This is a genomic window from Rhizobium sp. WSM1274 (assembly GCF_025200775.1).
Classification (GTDB): Bacteria; Pseudomonadota; Alphaproteobacteria; order Rhizobiales; family Rhizobiaceae; genus Rhizobium; species Rhizobium leguminosarum_I.
In genome coordinates this window covers 4,880,166-4,894,849 of record NZ_CP104138.1, presented here as the reverse complement: position 1 = coordinate 4,894,849, position 14,684 = coordinate 4,880,166, and the positions used below count along the sequence as shown (strand labels likewise).

Below are 14,684 nucleotides of genomic sequence, written 5' to 3'. Positions count from 1 at the left end.
GGACCCGCCGGCTGCGGCCGATGGGTGCCGTCCCCGCGATTGCATGTTCAACGCCAAAGGCTTAGGGTCGAGGGTGGTCAGAAAAGGCAGCGGGAAGAAGGCCATGGCTCTCAGCGGCAAACGCATCCTCCTCATCATCTCCGGCGGCATCGCGGCCTATAAGAGCCTGGATCTGATCCGCCGGCTGCGCGAGCGCGGCGCGAGCGTGCGCCCCGTCATGACCAAAGGCGCGCAGGAATTCGTCACGCCGCTTGCCGTTGGTGCACTGGCGGCGGACCATGTCTTCCTCGATCTGTTTTCGCGCCAGGACGAACAGGATATCGGTCATGTAAGGCTGGCGCGCGACTGCGACCTCGTGCTAATCGCCCCTGCCACCGCCGATCTGATGGCGAAGATGGCGAACGGGCTTGCCGACGATCTCGCTTCGACCGTGCTTCTGGCGACGAACAGGCCGGTGCTTGCCGCACCGGCGATGAACCCCGCCATGTGGGCGCACCCGGCGACGCGGCGGAATGCGGCGATGCTCCGAGCCGACGGCATCCGCTTCGTCGGGCCGATGGCCGGCGAGATGGCGGAAAGCCGGGAGGCCGGGCTTGGCCGGATGGCGGAACCGCTTGACATTGTCGCTGCGGTCGAAACGATGCTCGACGATGGAGAAAAGCCGCTCAAGGGACGCAAAGCGATCGTCACGTCAGGACCGACGCACGAACCGATCGATCCGGTGCGCTATATCGCCAACCGCTCCTCCGGCCGGCAGGGGCATGCGATCGCCGCAGCCCTTGCAAAGCTCGGGGCTGATGTGACGCTCGTATCGGGGCCGGTGGCGATCGCCGACCCCGTCGGCGTTGGCACCGTGCATGTCGAACGGGCGGAGGAAATGCGCGATGCCGTGCTTGCGGCGCTGCCGGCCGACATCGCGGTGATGGTCGCGGCGGTTGCGGACTGGCGCGTCGCCTCGGCCGCCGACCAGAAGCTGAAGAAACATCCCGGCGAATCCATTCCGACGCTGGCGCTGACCGAGAACCCGGACATCCTGAAAACCGTCGGCCATCATACGATGCGGCCGAGGCTGGTGATCGGCTTTGCCGCCGAGACGCAGGACGTCGAAAGCAATGCGAAGGCGAAACTCGAAAGGAAAGGCGCCGACCTGATCGTCGCCAATGACGTTTCCCCTGCGACAGGTATCATGGGCGGCAGCCGCAACAGCGTCAAACTCATTCGCCACAGCAGTGTCGAGCAATGGCCTGACCTGACGAAGGAAGAGGTTGCCGAAAGGCTCGCGGCGCTGATCGCCAAGCAGATCGGCTAACGCCGAGCGGCTCAGCTGATCGCAAGCGGCTCAGGCTGGAATAGCGACCCGTAGCGGCTTGGACGCGCTCCGCTTCTCCGGCCGGAAGTCGGCGACATCGATGCCGCCTTTACCGACGGTGACGGCGCTGCCGTTCGGGATCTCGGCCCAGGCATCGCCATCGTCGTTCAGCGGCTCGGACACAAGGCAATAGCCCGCGCCGACGGGAGAAGCATAGAGCGTCGGGGCCCTGCGATCTGTGGCATAACGGATCGCATAGAGCGTGTTGCCATCGGAGAAGGCAGCGGTAAAACGCAGCAAGATCGAGCCGATGGTGTTTTCCGCCAGGTCCTCGATGAAGCCGATCATTTCCGCCATCGCGGCGACCGGCGCTTCGCGCAGGCCGAACTGCAGCGCCAACAGGAACATCAGCTCGGAATCGGTCGTGCCGCCGCGGGCATTGAACAATTCATCGTCGAGCATCGCCTCCATCGGCCGGCGCAGGCGCTCGAAGCCGGAGATCTGGCCGTTGTGCATGAAGGACCAGGTGCCATTGGTGAAGGGATGGCAGTTGTCGCGGCGCGTGCCGCCGCCTGTGGCAGCGCGGACATGGGCGAGGAAGAGCGGCGAACGGATCTGCCGTGCCAGGCTCTTCAAATTGCAATCCGACCAGGCCGGCAGGATATCGCGGTAGCGGCCGGGCTCGGGCCTGTCACCATACCAGGCAATGCCGAAACCATCGCCATTCGTCGCCGTCTTGGCGCGGGTGGCGCAATGCGACTGCTCGATCAGGGAATGGGCGGGCGAGGATACCAGATCTTCGAGATAGAGAGGGTCTCCGCGATAGGCTGCCCAGCGACACATGGCTCTTTGCTCCGGAACCCGCCGCATCGGCGGGAAATGCTGAAACTCAACTGAATTGTCGAATGTCGTCGCTAATAACAGCTTAACGCCCGGCCGGTTTGCAAGTGAAACATGACGATTCCTTGACGCCTGACCTCTTCAAATTCGGCGAAACGCTGTGTTCTTTTGTGAACACTGCGTTGTCTGCCCCGCAGACTTCGCGCCCGGCAGCCGGGCGGCTATAGTCGCCGCCAAGTTGAACCCCTAGGAGGACGCCATGTCGATCCGCCCCGTCAAGCATGAAAGTACTGCCACACCGACCATGGAAGGCGCCGGCGTAAAGCTGCACCGCGTCTTCGGCTTCGGCGATCCCGCGATGACCGATCCCTTCCTGATGATGGATGATTTCCGCAACGACAATCCAGCGGAATATATCCGCGGTTTTCCCTGGCATCCGCATCGCGGCATCGAGACGATCACCTATGTGCTCGCCGGCACCGTCGAGCACGGCGACAGCTTGGGCAATAGCGGCCTGCTCGGCGCCGGCGACATCCAGTGGATGACAGCCGGCAGCGGCATCATGCACCAGGAAATGCCGAAGGGCGATTTTGCTGGCCGAATGCACGGCTTCCAGCTCTGGGCGAACTTGCCCTCCTCGCTGAAGATGACGGCGCCGCGCTACCAGGACGTCAAATCCACCGATATTCCTGTCGTCGTCGATGATGACGGCACGGCGGTGCGGGTGATCTGCGGCGATTTCTGGGGCAAGGCCGGTCCGGTCGATGGCGTCGCCGCCGAGCCGATCTATCTCGACGTGTCAGTGCCGCCCGGCCGGAAGAAGCGCCTGCGGGTCGATACCTACCGCAATGCCTTCGCCTATATCTTCGCCGGCTCCGGCACCTTCCGCGATGCATCGAAACCCTTCGGCGTGCGCGTCGAGAAGGAAGTCGACGGCGAGGAATTGAATATCCGCGACATGTCCGGCAACCGCACGCTCGTGGTCTTCGACAGCGGCGACGAAGTGACGGTGCAGGCAGGCGACCAGGGCATCCGTTTCCTGCTTGTCTCCGGCAAGCCGATCGAGGAGCCGGTTGCCTGGCACGGCCCGATCGTGATGAATTCGCGCGAGGAAATCATGCAGGCGATGCGCGAACTGCAGAACGGCACCTTCATCAAAGCTGCGCATTGAACGGATTTCTCTCTTGCATCTGCGAAGAATCAGCCTAACTTTAAGTCATCAGCAACAGAACGAAAGGAAGGTGATCCAATGTCTAATGAGATTTCGGACCTCGTAACGGGCATGGAAGAGGTGACGAAGGCGAGGCAGCCCTCGCTCTAATCCCCGCCTTCCTAGGGCTGCATAGACAGTCCAGGCCAGTTAGAGGCCAAACTCATGGAAAGGGTCGCTGAGGCGGCCCTTTTTTACTGTCTTGATGTCTTTATTGTCTTGATGCCAGGCGTTGACGAAAGATCGAAATTTCACTACTCATAAAGTCATCTGATGACTTTATGAGTAGTGAAATGCGAGCGCTCAGCAAAACCAATCTCGCCGATGAGGCGATCGAGGCGATCCGCGGCGACATTCTCGGCAAACGCTGGGCGGTCGGCGAAAAATTGCCGAATGAAGCCTCGCTCTCGGCCATGCTGTCCGTCAGCCGCGGCACGGTGCGCGAGGCGGTGCGCGTTCTCGCCTCTCAGGGTTATCTCGAAACAAGGCAGGGTTCGGGAACCTATGTCCGCGCGACCAGCGACGCCGGACGGCCGCTGACGATGGCGCGGCGCGCCAGCCTGCGCGACCAGTTCGAGGCGCGCCTGGCGCTCGACGTCGAGGCCGCCCGGCTGACGGCGATGCGCAAGACGCTGGAGACGATTGCCGGGCTTCGCAGGCTGCTTGCCGAACGCGGCAATTACGATGGCGGCAATCAGGCCGCCTTCATCGAACGCGACCTCGCCTTCCACAAGGCTGTCATCGCCGCTTCCGGCAACCGGGCGATGATCGAGATCTATGATTTCTTCTCGGCCTCGATCGCCGATACCATCGCGGCGACGCTCGGCAAGGATATTCCGGAACCCGATATGCAGGCGCATGCCGATATCGTCGACGCCATCGAGACCGGCGACCCCGATAGTGCGGATGCGGCGGTGCGCCGCTTCATGGCGCCGGTTCTTGCCGCACTCGACCGGATGATCCTGTCATGAACACGCCTGCCAACCATGCCGCCAGCGCGCTTGAGCCTGCCGACGATCTGCTTGTTGATGCCGAGGCCGGCAGCCTTCCACCGCCGCAGGCAACGCCGGTACGGGGAGTTGCGGATCGGTTTCTGCTGGGCGCAAGCCTGGTGCTGATCGCCTTCAACCTGCGCCCGGTCTTCTCCAGCGCCTCGGCGCTGCTGCCGGAAATCCGCTCCGAACTCGGCCTGAGTGCGCTGGGCGCCAGCCTGCTGACGACGCTTCCGGTCGTCTGCCTTGGCGCCTTCTCGCCGCTTGCCCCTCGTCTTGCTCAGCGCTTCGGGACTGAACGCACGCTGTTCGGCGTTCTCCTGCTTCTGGCTCTCGGCACCGCATTGCGCGGGCTTTCCTCCATACCGCTGCTCTTCATCGGCACGGCCCTTGCGGGCGCCTGCATTGCCGTCGGCAATGTGCTGCTGCCGGGGCTGGTGAAGCGGGATTTCGCCGGGCGCGCCGCGCTGATGACCGGCTTCTACACGATGGCGCTTTGCGCCGGGGCGGCCAGTGCCGCCGGGCTGACGCTGCCGATCGAGCACGCACTCGGCGGCTCTCTCGCGGGCGCGCTCGCCATCTGGGCGCTACCCGCCCTCGCCGTCAGCCTGCTCTGGCTGCCTGAGGTTCTTCGCAGCGGCACCCAGGCAAGACGAAACGGCTTCCACCTCAAAAGCCTCTGGCGTGACCGGCTCGCCTGGCAGGTGACGCTGTTCATGGGGCTGCAATCGGCGCTTGCCTATTGCGTCTTCAGCTGGCTGGTTCCGATCTTGCGCGAACGCGGGCTCGACGGGGTCACTGCCGGGGCAATCGTTTCCCTGTCGGTGATGGTGCAGGCGGCATCCTGCCTGATCGTGCCGCATATCGCCGTGCGCGGCCGCGACCAGCGGCTGATCAATGCGAGCCTCTGTGGCGTTGCCGTCATCGCCCTGCTCGGCCTGCTCTTTGCGCCGCTTTCGACGGTCTGGCTGTGGGCGGTACTGCAGGGCATCGGCCAGGGTGGGCTGATCGCGGCGGCCATGACGACGATCGTGCTGCGCTCGCGCGATCCCGATGTCGCCGCCCATCTTTCCGGCATGGCGCAATGCGTCGGTTACCTGCTCGCCGCCATCGGTCCGCTCATCGTCGGCCTCATCCGCGGCTGGACCGGAAGTTTTTCCTGGTGCGCGGCTCTCTTCATTGCGCTCGGGCTTGGAGCGGCGATCAATGGCTGGAAGGCCGGGCGGGCGGTCGAGATCAATGTCCATGCGGTCGAAAAGGACGGCTGAGCCCTTCGCTCACCTGTCCATCACCATCTCTTGATGCCCGTCGTCGGCCGCGGATGCTACGCTATCTCAGCCTCTCATTCCCCACCGCCGGAGGAGACATCTTGCGCATACGAACCCTGTTTCTGCTGGCTGCGTTTACGGCGTCGCTGGCACCTGCCCTTTCCCATGCGCAGGAAAGCGATCCGCCGAGGGCGAATGTCCAGAGCGGCACGCGCGACGGCGTATTGAAGTTGCTGCCGGCCGATTCCGTCACAGAGCACGCGCTGACGATCGGCGACCGGAAGCTCGCCTATACTGCAACCGCCGGCACGCTGGATCTCTTCGGCCAGGACGGCGCCCAGACCGGCGCGATCTTCTACACCGCCTATGTCGCGCGGGATGGCGGGCCGAATCGGCCTCTGACCTTTGCCTTCAACGGCGGGCCGGGTGCTGCTTCCGCCTTCCTGCACCTCGGGCTGGTCGGGCCGAAGGTACTCGATTTCGGGCCGGACGGACGCGACGGCGCCAATGCGAAACTCGTCGATAACGAGCAAAGCTGGCTCGATTTCACCGATCTCGTGCTGATCGACCCGATCGGCACCGGCTGGAGCCGGACGGCGAAGGCCGACGACGCCTCCAATTATTATAACGTCAACTCAGATGCTGAGAGCATCGCCAAGGCGATCGCGCTCTATGTCGCGCACAACAACCGTTCCAACTCGCCGAAATATCTTCTCGGCGAGAGTTATGGCGGCTTCCGTGCGGCCAAGGTCGCCTCGGTGCTGCAGGAAAGCCAGGGCATCATCGTCGCCGGGGCGGTGATGCTTTCCCCCCTGCTCGAGGGCCAGTTGATGTTCAATGCCGATCAGTTTGCGCTCGGCGCGGCGCTGGAGCTGCCGTCACTGGCGGCAGCCGAACTCGACCGGCACAAGGCCTTCGACGAAGAGAAGCAGAAGGCGGCCGAGACCTTCGCGCTTGGCGACTATCTGACGACGCTCGCCGGGCCGCCGCCGACGGGTGCCGACGCCGCCGCCTTCTATGGCAAGATTGCCGGGCTGACGGGCATTCCCGAGGATATCGTCACCCGCAACCGCGGCTTCCTCGGCAATTCCTACGTCAAACATTCGGACGCCGGCAGCGGCGAGGTGATGAGCGCCTACGACGCCTCCTTTGCAGCACCCGATCCCTATCCGGAATCGGATTACGATCGCGGCGACGACGCCATCCTCGACGGCTTCGCCCGCGCCTATGGCGGCGCCTTTGCCGATTACGCCCGCAACGAGCTCGGCTTCAAGACCGAGATGACCTATTCGCTGCTCGACGGCGATATCAGCCGACGCTGGGAATGGGGTGGAGGACGCGGCGGCGGATCGCGCTTCCAGGCCAGCGCCACCGACAACATCCGGCAGCTGCTCGCCTCGAACTCGGCCTTCCATCTGCTGATTGCGCATGGCTACAGCGATCTGGTAACGCCCTATGGCGTCAGCCGCTACGTGGTCGACCACCTGCCGCCCTCGCTCGCCGGCGGCCGCGTCGGGCTGAAGCTTTATCGCGGCGGGCATATGTTCTATACGAAAGCCGATCAGCGGGCGGCCTTTACGGCGAATGCGAAGGCCTTCTACGCCACACACCCGGCCGCTCCGCCGGCAGACTGAGGAATCGCCGATGCATATCACCGGAGGATGCCACTGCGGGGCGATCCGCTATCAGGCGGAGATCGACCCGGAGCGGGTCTCGATCTGCCATTGCACCGATTGCCAGCGGTTGACGGGTTCCGCCTATCGCATCACAGCACCCGCGCGGCCGGGAAGTTTCACGCTCACGTCAGGTGAGCCAAAAGGCTACGCAAAATATGGCGACAGCGGCGGTCTCAGCCGGCAATTCTTCTGCCCGAATTGCGGATCGCCGCTCTACCGCACAGACGGCGAAGGCGGCGCCATCGGCATCCGCGTCGGCGGCATCGACCAGCGGCGGGAATTGGTGCCGAAAAAGCAGATATGGTGCCGCTCGGCTTTGCCTGGGCTGGCGAATATCGAAAAGCTGCCACGCTTCGAGAGAGAGGATTAGGCTCAGGCCGGCTTACCATCGCGCCTTTATTCCGGCAGAGGCATACCAGGCCAGCTGTCGGTCACGCCGGCCTGGACCGGACGCTCCAGATAGGTGGATAGGGCGATATAGCTGCGGGTGCCGGTGACGCCGGGGACGGCATGGATCTGGGCGAGAAAAGCCTCCAAGGCCTGCGGACTGGCGGTGCGGACCTTGAAGAGAACGCTGGTATCGCCGGCGACCGAATGCATCTCCTCGACCTCGGGAAACTGCAGGAGCTGCATCAGCCGCTCACTCTTGCCCCAGCCGGCCGCCTCCACATGCACGAAGGCAAGCAGCGGTTTGCCAAGCGCTGCGCCATCCAGCGCAGCGTGCACGCCCTTGATGGCGCCGGATTGTCTCAGTCGGCGCACACGCTCATGCACGGCGGCGCCGAGAGGCCGACCGCTTCGCCAAGCCTGGCATAACTCTGGCTGCTGTCGGCGGCGAGCGCGGCTAATATCCTTCGGTCGAAGGCATCGATGACCGGCTGCTGGGGCCGTCTCTGCCGAAGATCGTCTGTATTTTTCGCCATTCCGCAAACTCCCCTTTCAGCCGAAGAATAATCGCCGATATTGCCATTCTTCAATAGAATATTCGAAGGAGGAGAAATCTCATGGAGATGATCGCGCACAATCCAGCAAACGGGATCTATGCGGCCAGCCCTGATTACATCCATGCGCTGGAGGTCAGGCATCCATCCCGGCTGCTCTTCGTCAGCGGCACCATGGGTCTCGATCAACAGGGAATGGCGGCGGCCGATCTGGAAGGCCAGTTGGATCTCATCTGGTCCAATCTGCGCGCCATCCTCACCTCCGCTGATATGACGGTGGACAATATCGTGCGGCTGACGAGCTATCTCAGCGACGGCGCCTTTATCGAGGCGAACCAGAATGCCCGTCTTCGGGCGCTTGGCGGCCGCGCCGTGCCGACCACGGCGATCATCGTCGAAACGCTCCGCGACGACTGGCTCGTCGAGATCGAAATCATCGCCGCCGGCTGACGGCAGATTGGCCGTCGCATCCGCAGGGATGCGACGGCTGCGGCAATCAGGCCGCCTGTTTCAACAGGCCGAGCGCCTCGGCCAGGTCGACCTCACCGCGGAAACCGCCGCTGCTTTTCGCCTCCTGCCGATGCTCGATCGCATGGGCAAAATGCACGGCCGGCTCCTGCTGCATGCGCTCATAGAGGCGATGCAGGCCGGGAAACTGTCGGCGGTCGACGACCTGGTGAAAGTCGTTCCAGCGGGCGATCCCGATGAAATAGGCATCCGCCAGGCCCGGCCCGTTGCCGAGAAGCCATTCGCGGCCGTCGAGCAGACGCTCCAGCGTCTGGTGCGCCTTTTCGACCGCGGCGATGCCATAGGCTGTGAGGACCTGCTTCTCCTCGGGTTTCATCGGATGCTCGATCGCATACCAGAGCGGGCCGAAGGCCTTGAAGAAGGTGGTGTTGAGAAAGGCGAGCATCTGGTTCAGGCGATCGAAATCCGCCGACCCCTGCACAAAACCCAGACCGTTGCCGACTGCGTGGGCGCCGATATGGTGGAGGATCGCCATGCTTTCGCTGATCGCCCTGCCATCTTCGAGCAGCAGCGACGGCGTTTCGCCGACTGCGTTGATCCGTTTGTATTCTTCGCTGGAGACTATTTCCGGCATCTCAACGCGGCAGAGCCGATAAGGCAGGCCGGACCATTCCAGCGCGACGATCGAGCCGAAGGAGCAGCCTTCGGGGACGCCGTAAAACAATATGGGTGACATCAATCGTTCCTTTCAGAATTGAACCCGTTTGGACGCGATGAATGTGAAGACGTGGACGATCATGCGGTAGAGGCTAAAAATGCATCGCAATGTCCACATATCTGGAAGCTGGCGATGACGCTCTTCAACCTCAACGACCTCCATCTCTTCGTGCAGGCAGTCGACAGCGGCAGCTTCACCGCCGCCGCCAGACATCTCGCCATTCCGAAATCGACCGTGAGCAAGCGGGTTGCGGAGTTGGAGAGGCGGCTTGGCGTGCGGCTGATCCAGCGAACGTCGCGAAGCTTCGCGCTGACCGAACTCGGCCGAGAGTTCTTTCAGCATGCCCAGGCCTCGATCATCGAGGCGGAGATGGCCGAGGGCATCGTGCGGCGGCATCTGGCCGAACCTGCCGGCAGCGTTCGCCTGACCGCCTCGGTGCCGACGGCGCAGTTTACCTTGACGGAACATCTGCCGACGCTAGCGGCACGCTATCCGAAGCTCCGGCTCTCCGTGCATGTGACGGACCGTTTCGTCGATATCGTCCAGGAAGGTTTCGACATCGCGCTGCGCAGCCACCGGACGCCGCTGCCGGATTCGGCGCTGGTGCAGCGGAAGCTCGCCAGCCATCCTTTCTTCATCCTCGCCTCGCCGGATTATATCAGTGCCCATGGCGAGCCGCGCCGGCCGGAGGAACTGGCACAGCATGCGACGATCATGACCAGCCTGACGGAGGACCAGTGGCGGCTTTATTCGGGCGGCGATGAGGCTCTCGTCACGCTGCATTCGGTCATGGCCGCGGATGAGCCCTATGTCTTGATGGAAATGGCCATGGCGGGGCTCGGCATCACCTGCCTGCCGACATCCGTCTGCCGCAAGGCGCTGGCGGACGGGCGGCTGGTGCGGGTACTGCCGGAATGGACGGCGGGAAGTATCGAAACGACTATCCTGATGCCGCATCGGCGTGGCCAACTGCCGGCAGTGCGCGCCGTCGTCGACTTTCTGGCCGAACGGCTTGCTGGGTAGAGCCGCTTCGTACTTCCTGGAGTTTAGCTATCACGCCGCCTTGGCGGCGTGATATTCCTTGATCGCGACCATCTTGATCGCCGGATGGCGCTCGGACTCGTAACGCAGCGAAAAACCGTCCTGGGCGAGGAAGACCGGATCGCCGTCGAGATCGCGGGCGATATCGCCGCGCTTGACGGTGAGGAACTTTTCCAGATCGGCCGGCAGATCGGCCGAAATCCAGCGGCAGACGGAGAAACGCGACATTTCGAAGGAGACCGGCAGGCCGTATTCGGCCATCAACCGCTCCTTCAAGACGTCGAGCTGCAGGGCACCGACGACGCCGACGATCGCCGGCGAACCGTCTTCCGGCGAAAACAGCTGGACGACGCCTTCCTCGGCCATCTGCTGCAGGGCTTCCTTCAGCTTCTTCGCCTTCATCGCGTCTTCCAGGCGCACGCGGCGCAGGATTTCCGGCGAGAAGTTCGGCACGCCCTGGAAGACCAGCGATTCACCCTCGGTCAGCGTATCGCCGATCCGGAGCGTGCCGTGGTTCGGAATGCCGACGACGTCACCGGCATAGGCGGTGTCGGCGAGCTGGCGCTGCGAGGCGAAGAAGAATTGCGGCGCCGTCAGGCCGAGCTGCTTGCCGGTGCGGGCGAGCCTTGCCTTCATGCCACGCTCGAGCTTGCCGGAGCAGATGCGGGCAAAGGCGATGCGGTCGCGGTGGTTGGGGTCCATGTTGGCCTGGATCTTGAAGACGAAGGCCGTCATCTTGTCGTCGGTCGCATGCACGGTCCTGGTATCGGCGACCTGGTCACGCGGCGGCGGCGCAAAATCGCCGAGCGCGTTGATGAGGTCGCGAACGCCGTAATTGCGCAGCGCCGAGCCGAAAAAGACCGGCGTCATATGGCCTTCCAGGAAGGCTTCGCGGTCGAAGGGACGGCAGGCCTCAATCGCCAGCTCGGTCTCCTCGATGAAGACCTGGCGCTCGTTTTCCGGCAGCCTGTTGGCGACGCTTTGCGGGCCGTTGACCGGTGTTCCCTCGATTTCGGTATCCGAACCGCGCACCGTGTTGGCGGCGATATTGTAGGAGCCGCAAAAGGTCTTCGAGCGGCCGATCGGCCAGGTGATGGGCGCCGTATCCAGCGCCAGCTTCTCTTCCACCTCGTCGAGGATCTCGAAGGGATCGCGGCTTTCGCGGTCCATCTTGTTGATGAAGGTAATGATCGGGATATCGCGCATGCGGCAGACTTCGAAAAGCTTCAGCGTGCGCGGCTCGATGCCCTTGGCGGCATCGATCACCATGACGGCGGCGTCGACGGCGGTCAGCGTGCGATAGGTGTCGTCGGCGAAATCCTCGTGACCCGGCGTGTCGAGGATGTTGAAGACATTGTCGTTATATTCGAAGGTCATCACCGAGGTGACGACGGAGATGCCGCGTTCGCGCTCGATCTTCATCCAGTCGGAGCGCGTCTGCATGCGATCCTTCTTCGCCTTGACTTCGCCGGCAAGCTGAATGGCGCCGCCGAACAGCAGCAGCTTTTCGGTGAGCGTCGTCTTGCCCGCGTCCGGGTGGGCGATAATAGCGAATGTGCGGCGGCGGGAGACCGCCTCGGCGAGACTTTCGGCCATGCTTGTGAATCCTGTGGAATTGTCGCGTATCTAGCGATTAAAGCCCGGCAATGCAATTGACCTCGGGCCTTCGGGCACAAAGTAATGGGCCATGACCATTCATCACGATCTCAGCCCGACGCTGAACCTGATCCGCTTAGCCAATGGCGAAGGCCTCGACCTGCCCGCCTACGAAAGCAAGGGAGCGGCCGGCATGGACCTGCGTGCTGCCGTCGACGAGGCAGCGCCGCTGACGCTTCTGCCCGGCAAACGGGCGCTGGTGCCGACAGGCTTCATCTTCGAGATTCCCGAAGGATTCGAGGGACAGGTGCGGCCACGCTCCGGCCTAGCCTTCAAAAACGGCATCACCTGCCTGAATTCGCCGGGCACCGTCGACAGCGACTATCGCGGCGAGGTGAAGGTGCTGCTGGTCAATCTCGGCGAGGAGTCCTTCGTCATCTCGCGCGGCATGCGCATCGCCCAGATGGTGATCGCACCGGTGACTCAGGCACGGGTGGCGGAGATTACCGCGGCAAGTGAAACGATGCGCGGCGGAGGAGGCTTCGGCTCCACCGGCGTGTGATGGCACAGTGCCTCGACAGCGCGGGCCTCGTGATCTTCAGCACGTACTTCAACTTGATTGTTAAGGGGAAAGACGGAAATACTCCTGCGATGCGCTTGGGCCTCGCCAAGGGCGCGATGCGCTTTTGATGACATTTTGTATTTCGAATAATCGCTCCGCCCAAGGAAATGCGGGAACTGCCAGCGGACATGAAGTCACCCGACTATGGCCATCCCCACGATTCGGCTTGGCTGGCGAGCAAAATAAGCAAGACGAAAAGCGCCATAAGCGGAAGTATCACCTTGGCTTGCCTTGCATGGAATGACGGAGGCGATCTCATGATATCGGTTTTTTTCGCGATCTCGGTCAGCATAACGCAAAAAACCGCTCCAAATGTCAAAGTTGCCGCAATCACCAATATCAATTTTATCATCGCTACAACTTAAATGATTGTCTGGATTGCACAAGAACTTCCGTTGTTTGAAAACATTACGACCGCCTTTGGGTCCGTCGGCGGTCATGGCTACAAATGTGGAGCCGCAAAATTCTAGCGATTGCATATTTACGCTATTCGCCGCGCCCTATTTCCGGCGTGAAAGCGGTGGCAGGCGGCGTTTGACGGGAGAGGCTTTGATCATCGCGGTGTTGGTCTCCGCCCTTTCGGCGACCTTATCGAGGATGCCGTCGAGGTCGGCCATCGAGCGGATGACCAGGCGGGCGATAAAACAATCCTCGCCCGTCACCTTGTCGCATTCAATGATTTCGGGAATGTCCTGGATGATCCGCTCGACGATGTGCAGCTGTCCCGGCAGCGGACGCACGCGCACGATCGCCTGCAGGGGATAACCGACGGCGGCGGGATCGAGATCGATGGTGAAGGCCTTTATGACGCCGCGCTCCTCCAGCCGGCGCAGGCGCTCGGCGGCACTCGGTGAGGACAGGCCGACCTGCTGCGCCAGCTCCTTCAGCGAGATCCGCGCATTGCCGGCCAGCGCCTCCAGAATGGCTTGATCGATTTCGTCAAGCGATTGCACATCATTAGCCACGGCGATATATTTTCCTATTATGATTAGGCCAACTCGGTCATTTTCTTTCTTATCCTTATATTAAATCGCCTCTCGCCGCAATATTCTTATGCCACCAAAATGGAGGCAATTATGGGCAGCGACATTAGACGAGGCACGGCGGAAATGACGGCAGCGATGCTGATCTCGGGAACGATCGGCTGGTTCGTCGTCATGTCGGGTCAGCCGGTCAGTGGGGTGGTCTTCTGGCGCTGCCTGTTCGGCGCGGTCACTTTGCTGGTCATCTGCGGCGCTCTCGGGCTGCTGCGGCCCGGCATCATCACGCTGCGCGCCTTCGGCATCGCCATATCAGGCGGCATCGCCATCGTCTTGAACTGGCTGCTGCTGTTTGCCTCCTATTCACATGCGACGATCTCGATCGCGACGACCGTCTACAACACCCAGCCTTTCATGCTGCTGGTGCTCGGCGCGCTCTTTCTCGGCGAGAAGATCACCGCCACCAAGCTGTTCTGGCTGACACTCGCCTTCGCCGGCATGATTGCCATCGTCGAGGCAAAACCGGGGACAGGCGGGGCGGCCTCTGACAGTTACGGCCTCGGCATCCTGATGGCGCTGGGGGCGGCCTTCTTCTACGCGCTCGCCGCCCTTGCCACGAAATGGCTGAAAGGCACGCCGCCGCATCTGATCGCGCTCATCCAGGTCGCCACCGGCATGCTGATGCTGGCGCCGATCACGGACTTTTCAAATCCGCCGCAAGATGCAGGAGGCTGGGCAATCCTGGTGACCGTCGGCGTCGTCCATACCGGGCTGATGTATGTGCTGCTCTATGGCGCAATCCAGAGGCTGCCGACGCATCTCACAGGCGCCCTGTCCTTTATTTATCCGATCGCGGCGATCCTCGTCGACCGGTTGGCCTTCGGCCATGCGCTGCAGCCGATGCAGATCGCCGGTGCAGCGATCATTCTCCTTGCCGCCGCCGGCATGAATCTCGGCTGGACGCCGCGGTGGCTGCGGCCGCGGGCGCTAGAGAGCTGAGAACCGGACACATGTCCCGGACAT

The 14,684-nt window shown here is 62.7% G+C and carries 15 protein-coding genes and 1 pseudogene; 10 read left to right on the top strand and 6 right to left on the bottom strand.

Annotated features, from left to right (window positions below; all coding sequences use genetic code 11):
• Positions 1 to 103 precede the first annotated feature (103 nt).
• Positions 104 to 1,309, top strand: coding sequence for a bifunctional phosphopantothenoylcysteine decarboxylase/phosphopantothenate--cysteine ligase CoaBC (coaBC, locus tag N2600_RS24135; protein ID WP_260109915.1), 1,206 nt, complete (start codon positions 104 to 106; stop codon positions 1,307 to 1,309).
• A 30-nt stretch (positions 1,310 to 1,339) separates the two neighbouring features.
• On the opposite strand, the gene N2600_RS24130 is transcribed toward coaBC, so the two are convergent.
• Positions 1,340 to 2,152, bottom strand: a complete 813-nt coding sequence (locus tag N2600_RS24130; protein ID WP_260109914.1) for a class II glutamine amidotransferase — start codon at positions 2,150 to 2,152, stop codon at positions 1,340 to 1,342.
• Between the two features lie 256 nt (positions 2,153 to 2,408).
• Here N2600_RS24130 and N2600_RS24125 point away from each other — a divergent pair, with 256 nt between their 5' ends.
• From N2600_RS24125 to N2600_RS24105, 5 genes are all read left to right on the top strand, one after another.
• Positions 2,409 to 3,320: a pirin family protein gene (locus N2600_RS24125; RefSeq protein WP_260109913.1), complete on the top strand. Its 912-nt coding sequence runs from the start codon at positions 2,409 to 2,411 to the stop codon at positions 3,318 to 3,320.
• A 332-nt stretch (positions 3,321 to 3,652) separates the two neighbouring features.
• Positions 3,653 to 4,330 carry a FadR/GntR family transcriptional regulator gene (locus N2600_RS24120; protein WP_260109912.1) on the top strand — a complete coding sequence of 226 codons (678 nt, stop codon included), beginning with the start codon at positions 3,653 to 3,655 and terminating at the stop codon, positions 4,328 to 4,330.
• On the top strand, positions 4,327 to 5,619 hold the full coding sequence (locus N2600_RS24115; RefSeq protein ID WP_260297608.1) for a CynX/NimT family MFS transporter: 1,293 nt from the start codon (positions 4,327 to 4,329) through the stop codon (positions 5,617 to 5,619). The genes N2600_RS24120 and N2600_RS24115 overlap by 4 nt, the downstream gene beginning before the upstream one ends.
• Before the next feature lie 101 nt (positions 5,620 to 5,720).
• Entirely contained in the window at positions 5,721 to 7,253 is a 1,533-nt protein-coding gene (locus N2600_RS24110; protein WP_222387232.1) for a S10 family peptidase, read from the top strand.
• Positions 7,254 to 7,263: 10 nt separating this feature from the next.
• On the top strand, positions 7,264 to 7,665 hold the full coding sequence (locus N2600_RS24105; RefSeq protein WP_222387231.1) for a GFA family protein: 402 nt from the start codon (positions 7,264 to 7,266) through the stop codon (positions 7,663 to 7,665).
• A gap of 26 nt (positions 7,666 to 7,691) precedes the next feature.
• On the opposite strand, the pseudogene N2600_RS24100 reads toward N2600_RS24105, so the two are convergent.
• Positions 7,692 to 8,272 (bottom strand): annotated as a pseudogene (locus N2600_RS24100) (Lrp/AsnC family transcriptional regulator).
• Positions 8,273 to 8,299: 27 nt separating this feature from the next.
• Between N2600_RS24100 and N2600_RS24095 the strand changes: the two are divergent.
• Positions 8,300 to 8,686, top strand: a complete 387-nt coding sequence (locus N2600_RS24095) for a RidA family protein (RefSeq protein WP_260297607.1) — start codon at positions 8,300 to 8,302, stop codon at positions 8,684 to 8,686.
• 46 nt (positions 8,687 to 8,732) lie between these two features.
• Here N2600_RS24095 and N2600_RS24090 read toward each other — a convergent pair whose 3' ends face one another.
• A complete protein-coding gene (locus N2600_RS24090; protein WP_260297606.1) occupies positions 8,733 to 9,440 on the bottom strand; it encodes a glutathione S-transferase family protein in 708 nt (235 codons plus the stop codon).
• A gap of 114 nt (positions 9,441 to 9,554) precedes the next feature.
• On the opposite strand from N2600_RS24090, the gene N2600_RS24085 reads away from it, so the two are divergent.
• A complete protein-coding gene (locus N2600_RS24085; RefSeq protein ID WP_260297605.1) occupies positions 9,555 to 10,445 on the top strand; it encodes a LysR substrate-binding domain-containing protein in 891 nt (296 codons plus the stop codon).
• 30 nt (positions 10,446 to 10,475) lie between these two features.
• On the opposite strand, the gene N2600_RS24080 is transcribed toward N2600_RS24085, so the two are convergent.
• Positions 10,476 to 12,059, bottom strand: a complete 1,584-nt coding sequence (locus N2600_RS24080; RefSeq protein ID WP_260109903.1) for a peptide chain release factor 3 — start codon at positions 12,057 to 12,059, stop codon at positions 10,476 to 10,478.
• Between the two features lie 91 nt (positions 12,060 to 12,150).
• Here N2600_RS24080 and dut point away from each other — a divergent pair, with 91 nt between their 5' ends.
• On the top strand, positions 12,151 to 12,621 hold the full coding sequence (gene dut, locus N2600_RS24075) for a dUTP diphosphatase (protein WP_260297604.1): 471 nt from the start codon (positions 12,151 to 12,153) through the stop codon (positions 12,619 to 12,621).
• Between the two features lie 194 nt (positions 12,622 to 12,815).
• On the opposite strand, the gene N2600_RS24070 is transcribed toward dut, so the two are convergent.
• Positions 12,816 to 13,160, bottom strand: a complete 345-nt coding sequence (locus N2600_RS24070) for a hypothetical protein (protein WP_260297603.1) — start codon at positions 13,158 to 13,160, stop codon at positions 12,816 to 12,818.
• 21 nt (positions 13,161 to 13,181) lie between these two features.
• Entirely contained in the window at positions 13,182 to 13,646 is a 465-nt protein-coding gene (locus tag N2600_RS24065; RefSeq protein ID WP_260297602.1) for an Lrp/AsnC family transcriptional regulator, read from the bottom strand.
• A 99-nt stretch (positions 13,647 to 13,745) separates the two neighbouring features.
• On the opposite strand from N2600_RS24065, the gene N2600_RS24060 reads away from it, so the two are divergent.
• Positions 13,746 to 14,660: a DMT family transporter gene (locus N2600_RS24060; RefSeq protein ID WP_260297601.1), complete on the top strand. Its 915-nt coding sequence runs from the start codon at positions 13,746 to 13,748 to the stop codon at positions 14,658 to 14,660.
• The last annotated feature ends 24 nt before the right edge of the window (positions 14,661 to 14,684 follow it).